This is a genomic window from Pseudomonas sp. NFIX28, from assembly GCF_900107395.1.
Classification (GTDB): domain Bacteria; phylum Pseudomonadota; class Gammaproteobacteria; order Pseudomonadales; family Pseudomonadaceae; genus Aquipseudomonas.
In genome coordinates this window covers 536,682-558,597 of sequence record NZ_FNPW01000002.1, presented here as the reverse complement: position 1 = coordinate 558,597, position 21,916 = coordinate 536,682, and the positions used below count along the sequence as shown (strand labels likewise).

Annotated in this window: 18 protein-coding genes; 6 read left to right on the top strand and 12 right to left on the bottom strand. The window is 65.3% G+C overall.

The annotated features are described in order from the left end of the window. Positions 1-19: 19 nt before the first annotated feature. Positions 20-271, top strand: a complete 252-nt coding sequence (locus BLV20_RS06030) for a YfhL family 4Fe-4S dicluster ferredoxin (protein WP_007921257.1) — start codon at positions 20-22, stop codon at positions 269-271. Positions 272-359: 88 nt separating this feature from the next. Here BLV20_RS06030 and mutM read toward each other — a convergent pair whose 3' ends face one another. Both mutM and BLV20_RS06020 read right to left on the bottom strand, forming a co-directional pair. Further along, entirely contained in the window at positions 360-1,172 is an 813-nt protein-coding gene (gene mutM / locus BLV20_RS06025; protein ID WP_009046050.1) for a bifunctional DNA-formamidopyrimidine glycosylase/DNA-(apurinic or apyrimidinic site) lyase, read from the bottom strand. Positions 1,173-1,205: 33 nt separating this feature from the next. Next, the gene (locus BLV20_RS06020; RefSeq protein WP_175540147.1) at positions 1,206-2,018 is read right to left on the bottom strand and encodes an HDOD domain-containing protein; all 813 of its coding nucleotides are present in this window, start codon (positions 2,016-2,018) and stop codon (positions 1,206-1,208) included. Positions 2,019-2,260: 242 nt separating this feature from the next. Between BLV20_RS06020 and BLV20_RS06015 the strand changes: the two genes are divergently transcribed. Beyond that, the gene (locus BLV20_RS06015; protein WP_007921262.1) at positions 2,261-3,457 is read left to right on the top strand and encodes a class I SAM-dependent rRNA methyltransferase; all 1,197 of its coding nucleotides are present in this window, start codon (positions 2,261-2,263) and stop codon (positions 3,455-3,457) included. A 78-nt stretch (positions 3,458-3,535) separates the two neighbouring features. Here BLV20_RS06015 and BLV20_RS06010 read toward each other — a convergent pair whose 3' ends face one another. Next, positions 3,536-4,099, bottom strand: coding sequence for a hypothetical protein (locus BLV20_RS06010; RefSeq protein WP_092298317.1), 564 nt, complete (start codon positions 4,097-4,099; stop codon positions 3,536-3,538). A gap of 308 nt (positions 4,100-4,407) precedes the next feature. Here BLV20_RS06010 and ilvD point away from each other — a divergent pair, with 308 nt between their 5' ends. Further along, a complete protein-coding gene (gene ilvD / locus BLV20_RS06005) occupies positions 4,408-6,249 on the top strand; it encodes a dihydroxy-acid dehydratase (protein ID WP_092298314.1) in 1,842 nt (613 codons plus the stop codon). 141 nt (positions 6,250-6,390) lie between these two features. On the opposite strand, the gene BLV20_RS06000 is transcribed toward ilvD, so the two are convergent. Further along, entirely contained in the window at positions 6,391-7,446 is a 1,056-nt protein-coding gene (locus tag BLV20_RS06000) for an HAD family hydrolase (protein WP_092298311.1), read from the bottom strand. 240 nt (positions 7,447-7,686) lie between these two features. On the opposite strand from BLV20_RS06000, the gene BLV20_RS05995 reads away from it, so the two are divergent. Beyond that, on the top strand, positions 7,687-9,078 hold the full coding sequence (locus tag BLV20_RS05995; RefSeq protein WP_092298308.1) for an L-cystine transporter: 1,392 nt from the start codon (positions 7,687-7,689) through the stop codon (positions 9,076-9,078). A 116-nt stretch (positions 9,079-9,194) separates the two neighbouring features. On the opposite strand, the gene BLV20_RS05990 is transcribed toward BLV20_RS05995, so the two are convergent. Then, positions 9,195-9,707: a dihydrofolate reductase gene (locus BLV20_RS05990; protein ID WP_092298305.1), complete on the bottom strand. Its 513-nt coding sequence runs from the start codon at positions 9,705-9,707 to the stop codon at positions 9,195-9,197. Between the two features lie 96 nt (positions 9,708-9,803). On the opposite strand from BLV20_RS05990, the gene BLV20_RS05985 reads away from it, so the two are divergent. After that, entirely contained in the window at positions 9,804-11,183 is a 1,380-nt protein-coding gene (locus tag BLV20_RS05985) for a DUF2868 domain-containing protein (protein WP_092298302.1), read from the top strand. Next, entirely contained in the window at positions 11,176-12,564 is a 1,389-nt protein-coding gene (locus BLV20_RS05980; protein ID WP_092298299.1) for a GTPase/DUF3482 domain-containing protein, read from the top strand. The genes BLV20_RS05985 and BLV20_RS05980 overlap by 8 nt, the downstream gene beginning before the upstream one ends. Positions 12,565-12,689: 125 nt before the next feature. Here BLV20_RS05980 and BLV20_RS05975 read toward each other — a convergent pair whose 3' ends face one another. From BLV20_RS05975 to BLV20_RS05945, 7 genes are all read right to left on the bottom strand, one after another. Next, positions 12,690-13,244 (bottom strand): phosphonate degradation HD-domain oxygenase, encoded by a 555-nt coding sequence (locus BLV20_RS05975; RefSeq protein ID WP_092298296.1) that lies wholly within the window; start codon positions 13,242-13,244, stop codon positions 12,690-12,692. After that, on the bottom strand, positions 13,244-14,377 hold the full coding sequence (locus BLV20_RS05970; RefSeq protein WP_092298293.1) for a TIGR03364 family FAD-dependent oxidoreductase: 1,134 nt from the start codon (positions 14,375-14,377) through the stop codon (positions 13,244-13,246). The genes BLV20_RS05975 and BLV20_RS05970 overlap by 1 nt, the downstream gene beginning before the upstream one ends. Positions 14,378-14,497: 120 nt before the next feature. Further along, positions 14,498-15,523, bottom strand: coding sequence for a putative 2-aminoethylphosphonate ABC transporter substrate-binding protein (locus tag BLV20_RS05965; RefSeq protein ID WP_092298290.1), 1,026 nt, complete (start codon positions 15,521-15,523; stop codon positions 14,498-14,500). Between the two features lie 44 nt (positions 15,524-15,567). After that, the gene (locus tag BLV20_RS05960; RefSeq protein WP_092298287.1) at positions 15,568-17,292 is read right to left on the bottom strand and encodes a putative 2-aminoethylphosphonate ABC transporter permease subunit; all 1,725 of its coding nucleotides are present in this window, start codon (positions 17,290-17,292) and stop codon (positions 15,568-15,570) included. Between the two features lies 1 nt (position 17,293). Next, positions 17,294-18,370, bottom strand: a complete 1,077-nt coding sequence (locus BLV20_RS05955) for a putative 2-aminoethylphosphonate ABC transporter ATP-binding protein (protein WP_092298283.1) — start codon at positions 18,368-18,370, stop codon at positions 17,294-17,296. A gap of 221 nt (positions 18,371-18,591) precedes the next feature. Beyond that, complete coding sequence (locus tag BLV20_RS05950) at positions 18,592-19,455, bottom strand: LysR family transcriptional regulator (protein WP_092298280.1); 864 nt, start codon at positions 19,453-19,455, stop codon at positions 18,592-18,594. 16 nt (positions 19,456-19,471) lie between these two features. Then, on the bottom strand, positions 19,472-21,835 hold the full coding sequence (locus BLV20_RS05945; protein WP_092298277.1) for a heavy metal translocating P-type ATPase: 2,364 nt from the start codon (positions 21,833-21,835) through the stop codon (positions 19,472-19,474). Between the last annotated feature and the right edge of the window lie 81 nt (positions 21,836-21,916).

The window sequence follows — 21,916 nt, the reverse complement described above, 5'->3', positions numbered from 1 at the left end:
GCCCTGGCCGGAGTGCCCCATGTCCCTGATCATCACCGACGATTGCATCAATTGCGACGTCTGCGAACCCGAGTGCCCGAACGCCGCCATTTCTCAAGGCGAAGAGATCTACGTGATCGACCCGAACCTGTGCACCCAATGCGTCGGCCACTATGACGAGCCGCAATGCCAGCAGGTCTGCCCGGTGGATTGCATCCCGCTGGACGAAGCCCATCCGGAAACCGAAGAAGAATTGATGGCCAAGTACCGGAAGATCACCGGCAAGGCATAAATCGGAAGTATGCGGCGCGATTATCGCGGGCAAGCCTCGCTCCTACAGGTTTCGCATTGGTAGGAGCGAGGCTTGCCCGCGAAGCTTTTCAGCTCTGGCATTTAGGGCAATACACGCTCGCACGCTGCCCCAGCTTGATTTCCCGCAGCCCCGTGCCGCAGACCTTGCAGTGCTCCCCACCGCGCCCGTAGACGAACAGTTCCTGCTGGAAATAGCCCGGCTGCCCGTCGCCGCCGATAAAGTCGCGCAGGGTGGTACCGCCGCGCTCGATGGCCGCGGCCAGGATGCGCTTGATCTCGATCGCCAGCTTCAGGTAGCGCGCCCGGGAAATCCCCTTGGCTTCGCGACGCGGGTCGATGCCGGCGGCGAACAGCGCTTCGGTCGCGTAGATGTTGCCCACCCCCACCACCACCGCGTTGTCCATGATGAACGGCTTGACCGCCATCGAACGCCCCCGCGACAGCTGATACAGGCGCTCGCCGTCGAACAGGTCGGTCAGCGGCTCCGGCCCCAGGCGAATCAGCAGTTCGTGGTTGAGCGGGTCCAGGCTCCAGAGCATCGCGCCAAAGCGCCGCGGGTCGGTGTAGCGCAGGGCCAGGCCGGACTCCAGCTCGATGTCGACGTGCTCGTGCTTGGCCGCCGGCAAGCCGACCTCTACCAGGCGCAGGTTGCCGGACATGCCCAGGTGGCTGATCAGCGTGCCGACTTCGGCATTGATCAACAGGTACTTGGCGCGACGCTCGACCTTGACGATCTGCTGGCCGGACAGGCGCACATCGAGGTCTTCCGGAATCGGCCAGCGCAGGCGCCGGTCGCGCACGATCACGCGGCTGACGCGCTGCCCTTCCAGGTGCGGCGCGATACCGCGCCGGGTGGTTTCGACTTCCGGTAATTCAGGCATGTGCGCCTCGTGTGCTCGCTACGTGGTCGGGAATCAGTGCGCGCCCAGCTCGCGCACGGTTTCCTTGAGGTTCTCGAAGTCGTAGTCGGACAGGCCGACGTAATCGAGGATCAGGTGGCCAATGCTGTTCCACTCATGGTCGTCGACCTGATTGCCCAGCACCCGGTAGGACGCGCAGATATGCTCGGCCATCTTCAGGATCGCCAGCAGGTTCTTCAGCTGGCTGTTGCGCGACGACTCGTCGCTGAAAATCGCCAGGGCGTTGTGGTGATTGGCGATGGCATTGGTCACGTGTTCCGGCAGGCGCCAGGACTTGGCCGTGTAATAACCGACCACCGCGTGGTTGGTGTTGAACGCGCGGTTTTCCGTATCCACCACACGGTTTTCCGGGCCGGCGCTGGCATAGGCCTCTTCCAGCACCGTCATGTAATTGGGGAAGCGCTTGAGCATCAGCGGCACGCCGCAATCGTGGAACAGGCCCAGGGCATAGGCTTCATCGACTGCTTGCACGCCGGTGCGCTTGGCCAGGGTCAGGCAGGTCATCGCCACATCCTGGGCGGTGTCCCAGAAACGGTTGAGGGTGACGATGGTTTCGTCGCTCATCTCGCCCTTGATCGACTGCGCGTTGATCAGGTTGATGATCGAACGGCTGCCCAGCAGGTTCACCGCGCGCTGGATCGAGGCAATCTTGTTGCTCAACCCGTAATACGGCGAGTTGACGATTTTCAGCAGCGCGCCGGAAAGGCCCGGGTCCTGGGAGATCAGCTTGGCGATCATTTCCAGGTCAGGGTCGGGCATGTATTGCTCCATCTGCAAATCCACCATGATTTGCGGTTGGGGCGGCACGCTGATGCCTTGCAGGGCCTGTTGGATCTGCTCGGCGGAAAGCTCTTGGGATATCGCTTGGGACATAGATACGCACTCTGGGCTAGGCGGCGATTCTAACCCTTAAAACGGCGCCCATGACCACCCCCGAGGAACTTTACGACAGCAGCGGGCGGGTCCACTGGAGGCGCCACATATCCACTCGCCGGCCTCTCGGCGAGCGCAACACGTTATACTCCCGCTCTTTTTTCCGGAGCGACGTCATGTCCCTGCCAAGCCTGCGCCTCAAAGCCAACGCCGATCGCCGCCTGCGCGCCGGCCACCTGTGGGTCTACAGCAACGAAATCGATGTAGCCGCCACCCCACTCCACGGCTTCAAGGCAGGCGACCAGGCAGTGCTGGAAGCCGCCGGCGGCAAGCCGCTGGGCGTCGTCGCCATGAGCCCGAACAACCTGATCTGCGCCCGCCTGCTGTCGCGCGACGCCAAGCTGGCGCTGGACAAGTCGCTGCTGGTGCACCGCCTGAACGTGGCCCTGTCGCTGCGCGAGCGCCTGTTCGACAAGCCGTTCTACCGCCTGGTCTACGGCGACTCCGACCTGCTGCCAGGCCTGGTGGTCGACCGTTTCGGCGACATCCTCGTCGTGCAGCTGGCTTCGGCGACCATGGAACAGCACAAGGACGACGTGATCGCCGCGCTGGTCCAGGTCCTCAAGCCAAGCGGCATCCTGTTCAAGAACGACTCCGCCGCGCGTGACGCCGAAGGCCTCAACCGCTACGTGGAAACCGTGTTCGGCCTGGTGCCGGAGTGGGTCGCCCTGGAAGAGAACGGCGTGAAGTTCGAAGCCCCGGTGATGGAAGGCCAGAAGACCGGCTGGTTCTACGACCACCGCATGAACCGCGCCCGCCTGGCGCCTTACGCCAAGGGCAAGCGCGTGCTGGACCTGTTCAGCTACATCGGTGGCTGGGGCGTGCAGGCCGGCGCCTTCGGTGCCAGCGAAGTGTTCTGCGTCGACGCCTCGGGCTTCGCCCTTGACGGTGTCGAGCGCAACGCCGCGCTCAACGGCATCGCCGAGAAAGTCACCTGCATCGAAGGCGACGTGTTCGAAGCCCTGAAGGAACTCAAGGCCGCCGAAGAGCGTTTCGACGTGATCGTGGCCGACCCGCCCGCCTTCATCAAACGCAAGAAAGACCTGAAGAACGGCGAAGGCGCCTACCGCCGCCTGAACGAACAGGCCATGCGCCTGCTCAGCAAGGACGGCATCCTGGTCAGCGCATCGTGCTCGATGCACCTGCCCGAAGACGACCTGCAGAACATCCTGCTCACCAGCGCCCGCCATCTGGACCGCAATATCCAGCTGCTGGAACGCGGCGGCCAGGGCCCGGACCATCCGGTGCACCCGGCCATCCCGGAAACCCGCTACATCAAGAGCATCACCTGCCGCCTGCTGCCTAACAGCTGAGCCTGACCGGACGCCCCTTGCCCCACGCGGCAAGGAGCGCCCAAGCCGATTGCCCCCTCCTCCCTCAAGATTCAGCGCTCAAGCGAGCGGTGCCCGACGGCGCGCGCGCCATAAAGAACCGAGAAACAGGGCGCCGGAGAACGCCAGGGTCGGAGCGGCAAAAAACGCCAGGGACAGAAACCCGCTCTTGAACGGGTCGAGGTGTCGGTGCTGAATCCATAACTTGAGCAGCCACTGCACCAGCCACGGCATCGGCAAAGCCAGCAGCACCCAGGCACCGTTAGCCAGCAGGCGTCGCCACAGCTCGGCACGCCCCCGCAGCAGCGTGGCACTGAGCAGGGTCATCAACAGCAGGCCGGCCATCACGCCCAACCCCACACCCGCGGTGGCGGGCAAGCCACGGCAGCCCCACACCAGCCCCGCCGCACCCAGCGCCACCAGCAGTGTGGCGATCCAGACCCGCGGCTGGCGTCGTTGCTCGGCCAGCAGTTGCAGCTGCATGCCACCCACCAGCATGGCAGCCGCCAACGCGGCCATGGCCACACCGGACCCGCCGCTATAAAGGACGGTCCACATCAACAGCAGGCCCTGTAGCAGGCCAACAACAAGGTAGAACTTCAAAGATTGCAGCGTCGCGGACATTCCAGCTCCATTGGAAGATCGAAGGCCGGCGAGTCTAAACCAGTCCCCGATCGCTGGTTGCGCCATTCGGTCTCCAGGCAATCGACGCCGTAGAGCGGCCACGGCATTCCTTCCTGCCGCCAGCGGTGTAGAATCGCGAGATTCATCGCCAGTCATCCCCCGGCGGGTTTATGAGCTCAGGCTGAGGCGCGCGGCGATCCCGCGGCGTCATCAGCAGCTTCAGGACACACGGCCATTTCTGAGTGTTCCAGGGGTCAATAGAAGCTCACTCCCCATTTGTTACCTGATTTAGCCGCCCGGAGTGCTCCATGCCTGATTACCGCTCGAAAACATCCACCCACGGCCGCAACATGGCCGGCGCCCGCGCACTGTGGCGCGCCACGGGGATGAAAGATGACGACTTCAAGAAGCCGATCATCGCCATTGCCAACTCCTTCACCCAGTTCGTACCGGGCCACGTGCACCTCAAGGACCTGGGCCAGCTGGTCGCCCGCGAAATCGAACGCGCCGGTGGCGTAGCCAAGGAATTCAACACCATCGCCGTGGACGACGGCATCGCCATGGGCCACGACGGCATGCTGTATTCGCTGCCGAGCCGCGAGATCATCGCCGACTCCGTGGAGTACATGGTCAACGCCCACTGCGCCGACGCCATCGTCTGCATCTCCAACTGCGACAAGATCACCCCCGGCATGTTGATGGCCGCCCTGCGCCTGAACATCCCGGTGATCTTCGTCTCCGGCGGCCCGATGGAGGCCGGCAAGACCAAACTCGCCGCCCACGGCCTCGACCTGGTCGACGCCATGGTGATCGCCGCCGATTCCAGCGCTTCTGACGAGAAGGTCGCGGAATACGAGCGCAGCGCCTGCCCGACCTGCGGTTCCTGCTCCGGCATGTTCACCGCCAACTCGATGAACTGCCTGACCGAGGCCCTGGGCCTGGCCCTGCCGGGCAACGGTTCGACCCTGGCCACCCACAGCGACCGCGAGCAGCTGTTCCTGCAGGCCGGCCGCACCATCGTCGAGCTGTGCAAGCGTTACTACGGCGAGAACGACGAGTCGGTACTGCCGCGCAACATCGCCAACTTCAAGGCGTTCGAGAACGCCATGATGCTCGACATCGCCATGGGCGGTTCGACCAACACCATCCTGCACCTGCTGGCCGCCGCCCAGGAAGCCGAGATCGATTTCGACCTGCGCGACATCGACCGCCTGTCCCGCAGCGTGCCGCAACTGTGCAAGGTCGCGCCGAACATCCAGAAGTACCACATGGAAGACGTGCACCGCGCCGGCGGCATCTTCAGCATCCTCGGCTCCCTGGCCCGCGGCGGCCTGCTGCACACCGACCTGCCGACCGTGCACAGCCGCAGCATGGAAGAAGCCATCGCCAAGTGGGACATCACCCAGACCAACGACGAAGCGGTGCACCACTTCTTCAAGGCAGGCCCGGCCGGCATCCCGACCCAGACCGCATTCAGCCAGTCGACCCGTTGGGAAACCCTCGACGACGACCGTGAAAACGGCTGCATCCGCAGCGTCGAGCATGCCTACTCGAAAGAAGGCGGCCTGGCCGTGCTGTACGGCAACATCGCCCTGGACGGCTGCGTGGTGAAGACCGCCGGCGTCGACGAGTCGATCCACGTCTTCGAAGGCAACGCGAAGATCTTCGAAAGCCAGGACAGCGCGGTGCGCGGCATCCTCGCCGACGAAGTGAAGGAAGGCGACATCGTCATCATTCGCTACGAAGGCCCGAAAGGCGGCCCGGGCATGCAGGAAATGCTCTACCCGACCTCGTACCTGAAGTCCAAGGGCCTGGGCAAAGCCTGCGCCCTGCTGACCGACGGCCGCTTCTCCGGCGGCACCTCGGGCCTGTCCATCGGCCACGCCTCGCCGGAAGCCGCCGCGGGCGGCGCCATCGGCCTGGTGCAGGACGGCGACAAGGTGCTGATCGACATTCCGAACCGCTCGATCAACCTGTTGGTCAGCGACGAAGAACTGGCTGCCCGCCGGGTCGAGCAGGACAAGAAAGGCTGGAAGCCGGTGGAAAAACGCCCACGCAAGGTGACCACCGCACTGAAAGCCTATGCCCTGCTGGCCACCAGCGCCGACAAGGGCGCGGTACGCAACAAGGCCATGCTCGACGGCCTGTGATTGCCAGCCGCTGAATGAAAATGCCCCGCCAAGTGCGGGGCATTTTTTTGCCTGGAGATCGGCCTCTGCGAGGCCTATCGCGGGCAAGCCGGATCGCCGCCCGTAGGAGCGAGGCTTGCCCGCGATTGATTCAACCCATTCCTACTGAATGTCTTGCGGCTTGACGATCACCCAGTTCTTGTCCGCCGTCACCGGCAACCCTTCCTTGGCCTGGGCCGCTGCATGCTTGGCCATCATGCCGTTGATCTGGTCCATGTATTTGTCCTTGCGGTTGACCCACAAGTGGATGCCGCCCTTGGCCACGTCGACCCCGTGGAACAGCATGTAGCCGTCGCTGGTCGGGGTGTCGCCGCCCACCAGCACCGGTTTTTTCCACTCGTCGATGTAAGTCAGGATCGCCGCGTGCTTGCCAGCCATCCAGGTCGCCGGCGTCCACAGGTAAGGGGTCAGTTCCAGGCCGAGGTTGGCCTTCTCGTCATATTTGCCATCGGTGATCTGCTTGCGCGCGGTGGTCAGCTCGCCGGTCTTGCGGTCCTTGAGCAGGGTGGTCACGCCAATGACGTTCTGCGGCTTGACGTTGTAGCCGTACTTCGGATCGGAGGCGACCATGCGCACCAGCTCTTCGGAGGCGGCGGTCATCACGTAGACCTCGATGCCGTTCTCCATCAGCTTGTTGTACAGCTCTTTCTGGCCGGTGAAGATTTTCGGCGGGTTGATCTCGGTGTTCTTGACCACGTCGCCTTCGAAATAGGTGGCCGGCACCGGCTTGCCCGAAGCCATCAACTCGTCGACATAACCCTTGAGCTCCTTGAGGGTGAAGCCGGAAAACACCTGCGCCACCCAGGGGTAGCAGACCATGTCGTCGATTTCACAGAGGCGGTAGTAATAGCTGAACAGACTTTCCTTATGCTCGGCGGTGTCCTTGAACGGCATCAGCTTCAGGGAGGGGTCGAGGCTCTCGCGGGTGATCAGGCCCTTGTTCTCCATGAATGGCAGCAGCGACTCTTCCAGGTCGTAGCGGTAACTGGTGTTGTCCATGTCGAACACCGCGTAGTTACCCTTGTTGGCATTGGCCGCGATCATCGCGTCCAGTTGCTTGGCCTGGTCCGCGGGCCAGTGCTTCAAGTCGGTGGCGAGAACCTGGCCGGCAAGGCCCAGGCAGAGTGCGGCAACCAGAAATTTCGGAGCGAGTTTCATCGGCGTTTTCTCCCTGATTTAAAGAGTTCGACGCTAACAAATCGCCATGACAATCCTCGCCTGTGCGCGACCGTGCGCGTCCTGATTCCGTCACCGACATGCGCCTGAGCGTCAGCTGCTTATTCCAAAAACGACAGTCGCCATGCGTTTTTGATATTAATTCATTAGATATCAAGCTGTTAGGCTTGCCGGTTCGCAATCGCAGTCATAAGCGATTGGCACAAGTCTTATGGAGCCTTAATGAACCTGCCGCTGATCCTCAATCTGCTGGTGTTCCTCGCCTTGCTGCTGGGCCTGGCACAAACCCGTCACACCACCTGGAGCCTGGCCAAGAAGGTCCTGCTGGCGCTGGTGCTGGGCGTGGCCTTCGGCGTTGCCCTGCACAGCATCTACGGTGCCGGCAACCCCATCCTGAAAACCTCCATCGGCTGGTTCGACCTGGTGGGCAACGGTTATGTGCAGTTGCTGCAGATGATCGTGATCCCGCTGGTGTTCGCCTCGATCCTCAGCGCCGTGGCGCGCCTGCACAACGCCTCGTCCCTGGGCAAGATCAGCTTCCTGACCATCGGCACCCTGCTGTTCACCACCGCGATTGCCGCGCTGATCGGCATCGCTCTGACCAACCTGTTCGGCCTCACCGCCGAAGGGCTGGTGGCCGGGACCCAGGAAATGGCTCGCCTGCAAGTGATCCAGAGCGACTACGCGGGCAAGGTCGCCGACCTGAATATCCCGCAGCTGCTGCTGTCGTTCATTCCGCAGAACCCCTTCGCCGACCTGGCCCGGGCCAAGCCGACCTCGATCATCAGCGTGGTGATCTTCGCCGCCTTCCTCGGCATCGCTGCCCTGCAGCTGCTCAAGGATGACGCCGACAAGGGCCAGAAAGTGGTCAACGCCATCGACACCCTGCAAGCCTGGGTCACCCGCCTGGTGCGCCTGGTGATGAAGCTGACGCCTTACGGCGTGCTGGCGCTGATGACCAAGGTGGTCGCCAGTTCCAACCTGCAGGACATCATCAAGCTCGGTAGTTTCGTGGTGGTGTCGTACATCGGCCTGGGCCTGATGTTCGTGGTCCACGGCCTGCTGGTGTCGCTGGCCGGGATCAACCCGCTGCGCTTCTTCCGCAAGATCTGGCCGGTGCTGACGTTCGCCTTCACCAGCCGCTCCAGCGCCGCGACCATTCCGCTGAGCATCGAGGCGCAGACCAGCCGCCTGGGCATTCCGCAGTCCATCGCCAGCTTCGCCGCCTCGTTCGGCGCGACCATCGGCCAGAACGGCTGCGCCGGCTTGTACCCGGCCATGCTCGCGGTCATGGTCGCCCCAACCGTGGGCATCAACCCGCTGGACCCGTTGTGGATCGCGACCCTGGTGGCGATTGTGACCTTGAGTTCGGCCGGGGTGGCCGGGGTAGGCGGTGGCGCGACGTTCGCCGCGCTGATCGTGCTGCCGGCCATGGGCTTGCCGGTGTCTTTGGTGGCGCTGCTGATTTCGGTGGAGCCGCTGATCGACATGGGCCGCACCGCGCTGAACGTCAGCGGTTCGATGACCGCCGGTGCGATCACCAGCCAGGTCATGCAGCAGACCGATAAGAAAAAGCTTGATGCCGATGCGCATGCGGAGCTGGCGCAGGCTTAAGGGCTGCGACCTTTAGAACGTCATCGCGGGCAAGCCTCGCTCCTACGGATCCCGAGTTGATCACCTCATGTGATTCGACCTCGGCCCCGTAGGAGCGGAGCTTGCCCGCGATGCTTTTAACGCTTCTCCCACACCTCGAAGCTGTAGGCCGGCTTGTCGCCTTCCGCCGGGTTCGGCACGTTCGACACCAGTTTCCACTGCTGCTGATCGAACTCTGGAAACCACGCATCGCCCTCCGGGCTCAGCGCCACGCGCGTCAGGTACAGACGATCGGCCTGCTCCAGGCCCTGGGCATACAGTTGCGCCCCGCCGATCAGCATCAGCTCGGCGACACCCTGCTCCAGCGCCCACTCCTCGGCACGCGCCACCGCGGCTTCCAGCGACGGGTACACCTCGGCGCCTTCGAGCCGCAAGTCGGCCTGGCGACTGACCACGATATTCAGCCGCCCCGGCAATGGCCGCCCCAGCGAATCCCAGGTCTTGCGACCCATGATGATCGGCTTGCCCAGGGTGGTGGCCTTGAAGTATTTGAAATCCCCCGGCAAGTGCCAGGGCATGCTGTTGTCGACGCCGATCACGCGGTTTTCACCGAGCGCCGCGATCAGGCTGAGAGGGAGAGATTTTTTCATGCCGGCGAGGATACCAGAGGCTCGGTGCCCCGCAACGTACCCCGACCAGCGCCACAGCGGTTATGCTCAGCGCTCATTTGAGCAATGGAATGACGTGTGACAGCTTTGACCCCACTGCAAAAACTCTGGCTCACCGAAGCCGTACGCCTGCGTGAAGAACACGCCGGCGCCCTGGAAGACCAGGAAGCCAATCGCCTGGCCCGCACCGCGGGTGGCGACCTGGCGAGCCGCCTCCAATACCGCGCGCTGTGGCTGGCCGAACGCGACGGCCTGGCCGCCGCCCTGCGCCACTGGGTCCAGGGCGCGCGCCTGGCGCTGTTGCTGATGGCCATGTTGGCCATGGTCAGCGGTGCCGGCCTGGCCTTCGCCGCTCTGGGTAACGGGCAAGCGCCGGTCAACGTGTTCTGGGCCCTGGGCAGCCTGCTCGGTCTCAACCTGCTTCTGCTGCTGAGCTGGGCCATCGGCCTGCTGTTCGCCGGTGAACACGGCGCCAGCCTCGGCCGCCTGTGGCTGTGGCTCAGCGCCAAGTTCGCCCGCGATGCCAAGGCCGCGCAGCTGGCGCCCGCCCTGCTGCTGTTGCTGCAACGGCGCAAACTTAATCGCTGGGCCATCGGCAGCCTGGTCAACGGCCTGTGGCTGCTGGCCCTGCTCAGCGCCGTGGCGATCCTGCTGATGCTGCTGATCACCAAGCGCTACGGGTTCTACTGGGAAAGCACCCTGCTCGGCGCGGATGCCTTCGTGGTGATGACCAACGCCCTCGCGGCCATACCCCGTGCCATAGGTTTCGGGGTACCGACCGTAGAGATGATTCACGCCAGCACCCGGGATGTTTACAACACTGAACTGGTGCGCCAGATGTGGGCCGTCTGGCTGGTGGCCTCGCTGATCATTTACGGCGTGCTGCCGCGCCTGCTGTTGATGCTGTTCTGTCGCTGGCGCTGGAAGCACGGCCAGGCGCGCCTGCACCTGGACCTCAACCTCCCCGGCTACAGCCAGCTGCGCGAAGCATTGATGCCCAGCAGCGAACGCCTGGGGATCAACGATGCCGCCCCCGACTTGCTACACCGCGTCGAAGGCGGCGTCAGCGCGCAGGACAGCGATGGCGCCCTGCTGGTGGCCATCGAACTGGACGGCCAGCGCCCCTGGCCACCGCAATTGCCGGTCACGGTGAAAGACGCCGGCATCCTCGACAGCCGCGAATCCCGGCACAAACTGCTGGAACAGATGAGCCGCTTTCCGCCGGCGCGCCTGGCCATCGCCTGCGATCCACGGCGCTCGCCGGACCGTGGCAGCCTGGCGCTGATCGCCGAGCTGGCCCGCAGCGCCACTGCCACCCGGGTCTGGCTGTTGCAGGCGCCGCCCGGCGAAGCGCTGGACGCCGAACGCCTGGGCGACTGGCACGTGGCGCTGCAACAGCTGGAGCTGCCATTCGCCGATTGCGCACCGCTGAACTGGCTGGAGACCGGACATGACTGATCCTCGCAAACCACCGTTGAAGCTGGCGGTGGTCGGCCACACCAACGTCGGCAAGACCTCCCTGCTGCGCACCCTGACCCGGGATGTGGGGTTCGGCGAAGTCTCCCATCGCCCCAGCACCACCCGCCATGTCGAGGGCGCGCGGCTGTCGGTGGATGGCGAACCGCTGCTCGACCTGTACGACACCCCCGGCCTGGAAGACGCCATTGCCCTGCTCGACTACCTGGAACGCCTGGAGCACCCCGGCGAGCGCCTGGACGGCCCGGCCCGCCTGGCGCGGTTTCTCGAAGGCAGCGAGGCGCGCCAGCGTTTCGAACAGGAAGCCAAGGTGCTGCGCCAGCTGCTGGCTTCCGACGCCGGGCTGTATGTGATCGACGCCCGCGAGCCGGTGCTGGCCAAGTACCGCGACGAACTGGAAGTCCTCGCCAGTTGCGGCAAACCGCTGCTGCCGGTGCTGAATTTCGTCAGCAGCGCCAGCCACCGCGAGCCGGACTGGCGCGAAGCCCTGGCCCGCCTGGGCCTGCACGCGCTGGTGCGTTTCGACAGCGTGGCGCCGCCGGAAGACGGCGAGCGGCGCCTGTATGAAAGCCTGGCGCTGTTGCTGGAAAGCTCGCGGTCGCAACTGGAACGCCTGATCGCCGACCAGCAGGCGCAACGCGTGGCCCGCCAGCAAAGCGCCGCGCGGCTGATCGCCGAACTGCTGGTCGATTGCGCCGCCTGCCGGCGCAGCGTGGCCAGCGAGGTCGCGCAGGAACAACAGGCCATCGGCGAACTGCGCCAGGCCGTGCGCCAGCGCGAACAGCGCTGCGTCGAGGCTCTGCTCAAGCTCTACGCCTTCCGCCCGCAGGATGCCGCCACCAGCGATGTGCCGCTGCTCGACGGGCGCTGGGGCGATGATTTGTTCAACCCGGAAACCCTCAAGCAGCTGGGGGTACGGGTCGGCGGCGGGATAGCGGCTGGCGCGGCGGCCGGGGCTGGCGTCGACCTGCTGGTCGGCGGCCTGACCCTGGGCGCGGCCGCCCTGGCCGGGGCGATTGCCGGCGGTGCGCTGCAAACCGCCCGCAGCTATGGCAGCCGCCTGCTGGGCAAAATCAAGGGCCAGCGTGAGCTGACCGTGGACGACAGCGTGCTGCGCCTCTTGGCCCTGCGCCAACGGCAACTGGTGCAAGCCTTGAATGTGCGCGGGCATGCGGCGCTGGGCAGCATCCAGCTGGCCACGCCCCAGGACCAGAGCTGGCGCGACGGCAAGCTGCCGGAGGCGCTGAACAAGGCCCGCGCTCATCCGCAGTGGTCGTCGCTGAACCCGGCGCCACGGCTGAGCCAGGCCGAACGCCAGGAGCAGATCGAGGCGTTGGCGCAGAAGCTGGTGGTCGAGGATTAGGTCGGCGCTGTTCTCGTGGACGCCATCGCGGGCAAGCCTCGCTCCTACAGACACCGGTCTTCTGTAGGAGCGTGCGGGCGGCGATCCGGCTTGCCCGCGATAGCTATCGTCCAGACAGCACAGGATCAGGCAGCCAACAACCGCGCCGCCTTGTCCTTGAGCACCTGCAAATCCATCACCGGCACCCACAATTCCTTGGCCTGTTCGTCCCAATGGCGCAGGCGCAGGCTGACCGCGCATAGCGGGTCCTGCTCGAAGGTCCGGGCCTCTTCGGCGCTCATCACTCCGCCCTGGTATTCCAGGGTGCGCCGGCTGGCTTCGCTGAGCCGCTGGTAATAGCCCGGCTCCTTGAAGGTCAGGTAACGCTTGGCCTGCACGTGGTATTCCACCAGCCGCGCCAGGCGCTCGCTGAAACCGGCGCGACGCAGGTAGTCCGCGCCCAGCCGCTCATGGCTGGCCACGCCGAAACCGCCCATGCTCTCGGCATCCTGGACGCAGATATGCCCGATATCGTGGAAGAACGCCGCCAGCACTACCTCGTCGTCGAAGCCTTCGGCCATGGCCAGTTGCGCGGCCTGGGACATGTGTTCGATCTGCGACACCGGCTCGCCGATGTAGTCGCTATCGCCAAAACGCTCGTACAGGCCGAACACCTCGGCGATTCGCTGCTCAGGCCGCATCAGGCTTCCTCCAGCAAACGCGCGATATTGCCCTCGGCCAGGGCCGGGCCGACGCTCATGCCCACGCCGCTATGCATCAGCGCCACGCTGACGCCGGCGGCCGGCCGCAGGAATGAAAACGGCGCCGGGCCTCGAGCGCCATAGACGCCCTGCCAGCGCTCGACCACCTGCACCTTGCAGCCCAGGGTGTGCTCGGCCAGCTCGAGCATCCAGTTGTCCACCTGCTCGGCATTGAACGGCGACGGATCGCTGCCGTAATGGTGGGAGTCGCCGATGATCAGCTCGCCATAAGGGGTCGGGCTGATCAGCAGGTGGATGCCGTTTTCATGCAGGTGCGGCGCGTCCCGCAGAATCTGCGCCTGCACCGCCGCCGCTTCGGGCAGGTCGGCAAAGGCGCCGTAATGCACGCAGCTCAGGCCGGTGAGCAGCGCATGTTGCAGGTTCAACGGCACCTCGGGCCGGGCGCGAAGCATCTGCAGGCGGCAGACCTGCGGCGCCAGCGCGGCAATCGGCTCGGCCAGCAGGGTCTGGTAGTCGTGGCCGGAGCAAACCAGGATCTGCCCCGCGCGAAAGCTGCCGGCGGTGCTGTGCAACTGGCCGGGCTCGATGTCGCGCACCAGGGTGGAGAAATGAAACTCCACCCCGAGGTCGCGGCGCAGGTAGTCGATCAGCAGCGGGATGGCTTCACGGGAATACAGCTGCTGGTCATCCAGGCCATGCAGCGCCGCGCGATGATGGCGGAAGCGGCCGCCGTACAGATCGTTCAACGCCGCGCCGCGCAGCAGTTCGACCCGGTAGCCGTGTTCCTGCGCACGTCCGGCGCAGAAGGCCTGCAGCAATTGCTCCTCGGCCTCGGTGCGGGCGAACAGGTAAGAGCCGTTGCGCTTGAGCGCCAGGCCGGCCAGCTGCGCCCAGTCGCCCCAGATGCCGCGGCTGGCCCGGGCCAGGTCGAGCATCACGCCCGGCGGCTGGCCGGTCACCAGGGCCTGGCCGAAATTGCGCACCGACGCGCCCAGGGGCGTGGCGCTGCGCTCGAAAACCTTGACCCGCAAACCGCGCTTGGCCGCGGCATAGGCATGGGACAGCCCGAGGATGCCGGCGCCGACGATCAGCAGGTCGTTGTGGTTGCTCATGTGTATGGTCCTTGGACGATGACCTCGGCGAGGTCAAGTCGCGGGCAAGTCGGATCACCGCCCGCTCGCTCCTACAGAAGCGTCCATAGAAGCGAGACGGCCCGCGACAGGGGTTGTCGATTACTTGGCGGCAACTTTCTCGGACTTGCCGTCATAACGCTTGCGCCATTCGGCGAGGATCTCGTCGCGGTTCTTCGAGGCCCAGGCGAAGTCGTTCTTGATCAGGCGCTGCTCGTAGTCGGCCGGCAGTTCGGTTTGCGGCTTGGCGATGCCCGGCTGGGCCAGCACGGCGAAGTTTTCCTTGTACAGCTCCATGGCCGCTGGGCTGGCGGAGAAGTCGGCGAGCTTCTGCGCCGCTTCTGCATGCGGGGTGCCCTTGATCACCGCGGTGGCTTCGATTTCCCAGCCCAGGCCTTCCTTGGGCAGCACGATGTCCAGCGGCGCGCCCTGGCGCTTGAGCTGCACGGCCGGGTATTCGAAGGAGATGCCGATCGGGAATTCACCGGCCGCCGCCAGCTTGCACGGCTTGGAACCGGAGTGAACGTACTGGCCGATGTTCTGGTGCAGGTCGTCCATGTACTGCCAGCCCTGCTTCTCGCCGAAGGTCTGCAACCAGGCGCTGACGTCGAGGAAGCCGGTGCCGGACGAGGCCGGGTTGGGCATGACGATCTTGCCCTTGTATTCGGGTTTGGTCAGGTCTTGCCAGCTCACCGGCTTGGTCAGGCCCTGCTTTTGTGCCTCGACGGTATTGAAGCAGATGGTCGCGGCCCAGACGTCCATGCCGACCCAGGCCGGCGGGTTGGCGGCGTCGCGGTAGTTGCCGCCGATCTTGTCCAGGTCCTTGGGCGCGTAGCTTTGCAGCATGCCCTGCTGATCGAGGATCGCCAGGCTGGAAGCCGCCAGGCCCCACACCGCGTCCGCCTGCGGCCGGGCTTTCTCCGCCAGCAGCTTGGCGGTGATGATCCCGGTGGAATCGCGCACCCATTTGATTTCCACATCCGGGTTGGCGGCCTCGAAGGCCTGCTTGTAGCTTTTCAGCTGTTCGGCTTCGAGGGCGGTATAAACGGTCAGTTCGGTCTTGGCGGCAAAGGCGTTCATGCTGAAAGCAGTGAGGACAGCAGCGGCAACAGCCAGGGGCTTGAACATGGTGCGGTTCCTTTGTGGAGTGGGTCTGGCGGTAAAAATCGGCTTCAGTGGCCGGGCGCGGTCTGCCGCCAGGCCTGGGACCGGCGCAGCAAGCCGCGCGAAGCCCAGGCCAGGAGCAGGGACACGCCCGCCGAGGTAAAGAGGATCAGGGTCGACATGGCGGCCGCGCCGCCGACGTTGCCGGCGTCGTCCATGTTCAGCACCGCCACCGCCGCGAGGATGGTGTCGGGGCTGTAGAGGAAGATCGCCGCCGAGACGGTGGTCATGGCCGAGACAAACAGATAGCGCACGATATCCAGCAGCGCCGGCAGGCAGATCGGCACGGTGACGCGCAGGTAATGCCGGTACAGCGGCGCCTTGAGCGACAGCGCGGCGGCCTCGAACTCGGCGTCGAGCTGGCGCAACGCGGTGGTGGCGGTCATCTGCGCGGTGGTCAGGTAATGGGCGATGGTGCACACCACCAGCAAGGTCATGCTGCCGTAGAACACATGCAGCGGGTTGCCGCTGAGGTTGAAGAAGAAGACGTAACCCAGGCCCAGCACCAGGCCCGGCACCGCCATCGGCACGAAGCTGAGCATGCGCAGCGCCAGGTTGAGGCCCCGCTGGGCGTGGGTCTTCTCCATCAGATAGGCGCCGGTGAAGATCAGCACGCTGCCGATCAGCGCCGTGCACAGGGCCATGGTCAGGCTGTTGCGGTAGGCCAGCCAGCCGCCGCCGGCGGTGTCGTTGAACTGGTAGTGGTTGAGCGACAGCGACAGGTTATAGGGCCAGAACTTCACCAGCGACGAGAACACCGCCATGCCGAACACCAGCAGCAGCGCCGCGCAGATCAGCAGGACAATCGCCAGGTAGCAGCCGTCTCTCACGCGAGAGGGCGCCGGGTTGAAAACCTGGGCCCGGCCGCTCATGGAATCGCCATGCCGGCGGCGCAGCCAGGCGTCGACGCCGAAGCTGAACAGCGCCGGCAGCAACAGCACCATGCCGATCAGGGCGCCACGGCCGAACTGTTGCTGGCCGACCACCGCCTTGTAGGCTTCCAGCGCCAGCACCTGATAGTCGCCACCGACCACCACCGGCACGCCGAAATCGGTGATGGTCAGGGTGAACACCAGGCAGAACGCGGCGAACACCGCCTGCCGGGTGGCCGGCCAGGTGATGCTGCGAAAGGCCTTGGCCGGGCTGGCGCCCATGCTCGACGCAGCGTCGAACAGCCGCGCATCGGCCAGGGACAGCGCCGACAGCAGGATCATCAGGGCGTGGGGAAAGGTGTAGATCACCTCGCCGAGGACGATGCCCCAGAAGCCGTAGATGTTGTCCGCGAACAGGCCACGCAGCAGGCCCTGGTTGCCGAACAGATAGACCAGGGCGATGCCCGGCAGCATCGACGGCGCCATCAGCGGCAGCAGCGACAGGCCGCGCCAGATCGCCTTGCCGGGAATCAGCGTGCGTTGCAGGGCATAGGCGAACAGGTAGGCCAGCGGCACCACGATGGCGGCGACGCTGAGGGAGACTTTCAGGCTGTTGCCCAACAGCCAGTGGAAGTTGGCGCTGGTCACCAGCTCTCGGGCGGCGACCAGGCCGCCGCCCTGCCCGGCTTCGCCGCTGAAACCGCGCCAGAAGATCGCCAGCAATGGCAGCAGCACCGCCAGGCCCAGCAGCACCAGCAACGCCAGTTTGCCGCCGAGCACGAAGATGCGGTCGCCGATTTGCGCACGGGCAGCCTGGCGCGCCCGTTCCGCGGGTAGCGGCAGGCTCAGTTCAACGGCCATCTCAGGCAAACACCTGGAGGCTGCGCGGTGGCAGGGCGACCCAGATGTCCTGGGCGCCCAGGCGCGGCATGGCTTCCGGGGCCAGTTCGGCCAGCAGCGGATGGCCGGGCAACTCATTGAGCTCGAAGCTCATGCGGCAACGGTTGCCGAGGAAGGTGATCTCCCGGACCTTGGCCGGGAACAGGTTTTCCTCGTGCACCGGCGGGTTGACGCTGATCGCTTCCGGGCGGCAGAACAAGCGGCCCGAAGCGGCCTTGCCGGAGTCGGCCGCCAGCCGCACGTTCATCCCACCAACCTGGGCGTGGCTGTCGCTGCTGCGGCGGAACGGCAGCCAGTTGCCCTGGCCGACGAATTCGGCGACGAACGGAGTGGCCGGACGATCGTAGATTTCCTGCGGCGTGGCGTATTGCTCGACCTTGCCGTTGTTCATCACCGCGATGCGGTCGGCCATCAACATGGCCTCGTCCTGGTTGTGGGTAACCATCAAGGTGGTGATGCCCAGGCGCCGCTGCAGCTGGCGCAGCTCGGTGCACAGGTGCTCGCGCACCCGGGCATCCAGCGCCGACATCGGCTCATCGAGCAGCAGCAACGAAGGCGCCGGCGCCAGGGCGCGCGCCAGGGCCACCCGCTGCTGTTGGCCGCCCGACAGCTGGCCGGGGTATTTCTTTTCGCTGCCAGTCAGGCCCACCAGTTCCAGCATCTGCGCCACGCGCTTGCGCACTTCGTCGCGACCGCTGCCGGCCAGGCCGTAGGCGATGTTGGCTTCGACGCTGAGGTTGGGGAACAGCGCATAAGACTGGAACAGAATGCCGTAGTCCCGGGCCTGGGGCGCCAGGTGCGAGACGTCGCGGGCCCCCAGGTGCAACTCGCCCCGGTCCTGGCGCTCGAGGCCGGCGATGCAGCGCAGCAAGGTGGTCTTGCCGCAGCCCGACGGACCGAGCAGGCACACCAGCTCGCCGGCCGCCACGTCCAGGGAGACGTTATCCAGCGCGGTGAAAGCGCCAAAGCGTTTCTGCATGCCGCGCACCTTCATGGGGGCGCCGGGGTTGCTCAGGGCAGTTGCGTTCGGGTTGTTCATGGACGGACCTCATCAAGCAGATGCAGGCCATCCTAGGGCGCGAATGCGTAGTTACTGTGGCAGTGAGGCAAAAGCTGCCGATAGTGGTATTGGCGGATTTGGGTTCAACGGCGGGCGCCTGGACGGACGCTATCGCGGGCAAGCCTCGCTCCTACGGAAACATCGCTCGTCTTCTGTAGGAGCGAGGCTTGCCCGCGATCACCTGCGCAGCAGGTGGCCGTTCAGGCCGGCGCCATTTCCTGGGCCAACCCGAGAAAGGCCGCCGGCAGGCGCGCATTCTTGCGCTCCTTGAGGCAGTACAGGTATTCGACGATCTGCGGTGCGTTCTCGATGGTCAGCACCCGCAGTTGCGGATCGTGGGGCACTTCCTGGCGGGCAATGATGCTGATGCCGATATTGCGCAGCACCGCCTCGCGGATCGATTCGCGGCTGCCGATTTCCAGCAGCGGCCCGAAGCTGACCCGGGCGCCGTCGAGCAATTCCTCGGTCAGGCGCCGGGTGGTGGAGCCCGGCTCGCGCATCAGCAGGGTGTGCCCGGCCAGGGCGTTCAAGGGCACGTGGTCGAGGGCCGCCAACGGATGACTGCGGTGCACCGCCAGCACCAGCGGATCGCTGCCGAGCACCCGGCGGATCAGGCGCGCATCCTCGAGCAGCTGCGACGACGCGGCAATGTCGACCCGGTATTCCTCCAGCGATTCCAACACCTGCTGCGAGTTGCCGATTTCCACCGACACCTCCACCTGGGGCAGGCGCTCGCGGAAGGTCTTCACCAGGTCGAGGATGTAATACGGCGCCGTGGCGGCAATCCGCAGGGTGCCTTGCAGCTGGCCGCTGTTACGCAGGAAAAACTCGATATCGGCTTCCTGCTGCAACAGCGCCTTGACCATCGGCAACAGCCGGGCGCCTTCTTCGCTGACGCTGAGGCGGCGGCCGCCGCGATAGAACAGCTCGACCGCGTATTGGCTTTCCAGATGACGGATCTGGGTGGTCACCGTCGGTTGGCTCAGGCCGAGCTTTTTCGCCGCCAGGGTGATGCTACCCAGGCGGGCCACCATGTAAAACGCCTTCAGCTCGGCACTCAGCACTGCGTCCTCTCGTCGTCTATTTGCGCAGCAGGCGCAAACCGTTGAACACCACCAACAGGCTGACGCCCATGTCGGCGAACACGGCCATCCACATGGTGGCCAATCCGAAGAAGGTTACCCCAAGAAAGATCGCCTTGATGACCAGGGCCAGGGCGATATTTTGTACGAGGATGTTCGAGGTCTGGCGGGACAGGCGAATAAAGGCCGGGATTTTGCGTATATCGTCGTCCATCAGGGCGACATCGGCGGTCTCGATGGCGGTGTCGGTGCCTGCCGCGGCCATGGCGAAACCGATCTCCGCGCGGGCCAGGGCCGGGGCGTCGTTGATACCGTCGCCGACCATGCCGACCCGGTGCCCTTGGGCGTACAGGTCTTCGATGGCCTGCAGCTTGTCGGTGGGCAGCAGGTCGCCACGGGCCTGGTCGATGCCCACTTGGGCCGCGATGGCTTGGGCGGTGTGCAGGTTGTCGCCGGTCAGCATCAGGGTCTTGATGCCCAGCTCATGCAGTTGCCGGATCGCTTCGCGACTGGACTCCTTGACCGTGTCCGCCACGGCGAACAGGGCCAGCGGGCCGGTGCGGTCGAGCAGCAACACCACGGTCTTGCCCTGCTTCTCCAGGGCGAACAGTTGCTCTTCCAGTTCCGGCGAGCAGAGCCCCAGGTCCTCCACCAGGCGGTGGTTGCCCAGGTGGTAGAGCTGGCCGTTGATTTCCCCTCGCACGCCGCGGCCGGCCAGGGCCTCGAAGTTATCCACAAGGTGCAGGCTCAGCTGTTTATCCACAGCCGCATTGGCGATGGCCAGGGACACCGGGTGGTCTGAACGGGACGCCAGGCTGGCGGCGATGGCCGCGGCGCTGCTGTCCGCCAGCGGGTCGAGGGACAGGAAATCGGTCTGCACCGGCTTGCCGTGGGTGATGGTGCCAGTCTTGTCCAGCGCCAGGTAGTCGAGTTTGTAGCCATCCTCCAGGTAGACCCCGCCCTTGATCAGGATGCCCTTGCGCGCCGCCGCGGCCAGGCCGCTGACGATGGTCACCGGAGTGGATATCACCAGCGCGCACGGGCACGCCACCACCAGCAGCACCAGGGCGCGGTAGATCCAGTCGAACCAGGCGGCGCCCATGAACAGCGGCGGAATCACCGCCACGGCCAGGGCAAAGGCAAACACCGCGGGCGTGTAAATTTTCGAGAAGCTGTCGACGAAGCGCTGGGTCGGCGCGCGCGCGCCCTGGGCTTGTTCCACGGCATGGATGATCCGCGCCAGGGTCGAGTTGTTGGCCGCCGCGGTCACCTTGTACTCCAGCGAGCCGGCCTGGTTGATGGTGCCGGCGAAAACCTTGTCGCCCAGGGTCTTCTCCACCGGCAGGCTTTCGCCGGTGATCGGTGCCTGGTCGATGGTCGAGCTGCCGGCCAGCACCTCGCCGTCCAGGCCGATGCGCTCGCCCGGACGCACCCGCACCCGCGCGCCCAGCTCGATGTTTTTCGCCTCCAGCTCAAGCCAGCTGCCGTCCGCCTGCTGCACCGTGACCCGCTCCGGGGTCATCTGCATCAGGCCGCTGATGGCGTTGCGCGCGCGGTCCAGGGACCGGGCCTCGATCAACTCGGCCACGGTGAACAGGAACATCACCATGGCCGCTTCCGGCCACTGGCCGATCAGCACCGCGCCGGTCACGGCGATGCTCATCAGCGCGTTGATGTTGAGGTTGCGGTTCTTCAGGGCGATCCAGCCCTTCTTGTAGGTGCCCAGGCCGCCGCTGAGGATCGAAACCAGGGCGATCAACGCCACCACCCAGGTCGGCGCGGCGCTGGTGAAGTGGATCACTTCCGCGGCCAGCGCGCCGATGCCCGACAGTGCCAGCGGCCACCAGTGTTTTTTCGCCGGCGCGGCGGCCGGCGCATCGGACTCGCCGCCCAGGCCAATGGGCTCGGCCTCCATGCCCAGGGACTTGATGGCGGCAATGATCGGCGCGGTGTCCGCCAGGTCGTGGGTCACGCCCAGCACCCGGTTGATCAGGTTGAACTCCAATTGCTGCACGCCGGCCAGCTTGCCCAGCTTGTTCTCGATCAGCGTCTGCTCGGTCGGGCAGTCCATGGCGTCGATGCGAAAGCTGCTCAAGCGCGCATTGCCGCTCGACGTGGCGCTGAACGTGACCCGCGTCGGTGCGGCGGCCGACGAACAGCAGGAATCGCCGTGGCTGGCGACCTGGGGCTCGCTCAACTGGACCAGCGACGGCGACGAGCAGCAGGAGCCTGCGCCATGGTCATGTTGTTTGACGGGCTGCAGCTTGGTGCCATGGCGGTGCTCGTGATGAGGGGCGTGGTCGTGGCCAGCCTGCCTGGAGTCAGCGTCGGGCTTGCCGTGGGTGTGCTGGGAATCACTCATGAGGTCGCGTCCGAAAAGGTGCCTGTTGCGAAGTGAACACCCTGTAGCCACTATAGGGTCAAGCACCCTTTCGGAGATTGT

Coding starts and splice junctions, on each gene's coding strand:
- BLV20_RS05960 (WP_092298287.1), bottom strand. CDS start 17,292: ATGGCCGTTGAACTGAGCCTGCCGCTACCCGCGGAACGGGCGCGCCAG.
- BLV20_RS06030 (WP_007921257.1), top strand. CDS start 20: ATGTCCCTGATCATCACCGACGATTGCATCAATTGCGACGTCTGCGAA.
- BLV20_RS05975 (WP_092298296.1), bottom strand. CDS start 13,244: ATGCGGCCTGAGCAGCGAATCGCCGAGGTGTTCGGCCTGTACGAGCGT.
- BLV20_RS05990 (WP_092298305.1), bottom strand. CDS start 9,707: ATGAAAAAATCTCTCCCTCTCAGCCTGATCGCGGCGCTCGGTGAAAAC.
- BLV20_RS05945 (WP_092298277.1), bottom strand. CDS start 21,835: ATGAGTGATTCCCAGCACACCCACGGCAAGCCCGACGCTGACTCCAGG.
- ilvD (WP_092298314.1), top strand. CDS start 4,408: ATGCCTGATTACCGCTCGAAAACATCCACCCACGGCCGCAACATGGCC.
- mutM (WP_009046050.1), bottom strand. CDS start 1,172: ATGCCTGAATTACCGGAAGTCGAAACCACCCGGCGCGGTATCGCGCCG.
- BLV20_RS05955 (WP_092298283.1), bottom strand. CDS start 18,370: ATGAACAACCCGAACGCAACTGCCCTGAGCAACCCCGGCGCCCCCATG.
- BLV20_RS05980 (WP_092298299.1), top strand. CDS start 11,176: ATGACTGATCCTCGCAAACCACCGTTGAAGCTGGCGGTGGTCGGCCAC.
- BLV20_RS06015 (WP_007921262.1), top strand. CDS start 2,261: ATGTCCCTGCCAAGCCTGCGCCTCAAAGCCAACGCCGATCGCCGCCTG.
- BLV20_RS06000 (WP_092298311.1), bottom strand. CDS start 7,446: ATGAAACTCGCTCCGAAATTTCTGGTTGCCGCACTCTGCCTGGGCCTT.
- BLV20_RS06010 (WP_092298317.1), bottom strand. CDS start 4,099: ATGTCCGCGACGCTGCAATCTTTGAAGTTCTACCTTGTTGTTGGCCTG.
- BLV20_RS05970 (WP_092298293.1), bottom strand. CDS start 14,377: ATGAGCAACCACAACGACCTGCTGATCGTCGGCGCCGGCATCCTCGGG.
- BLV20_RS05965 (WP_092298290.1), bottom strand. CDS start 15,523: ATGTTCAAGCCCCTGGCTGTTGCCGCTGCTGTCCTCACTGCTTTCAGC.
- BLV20_RS05995 (WP_092298308.1), top strand. CDS start 7,687: ATGAACCTGCCGCTGATCCTCAATCTGCTGGTGTTCCTCGCCTTGCTG.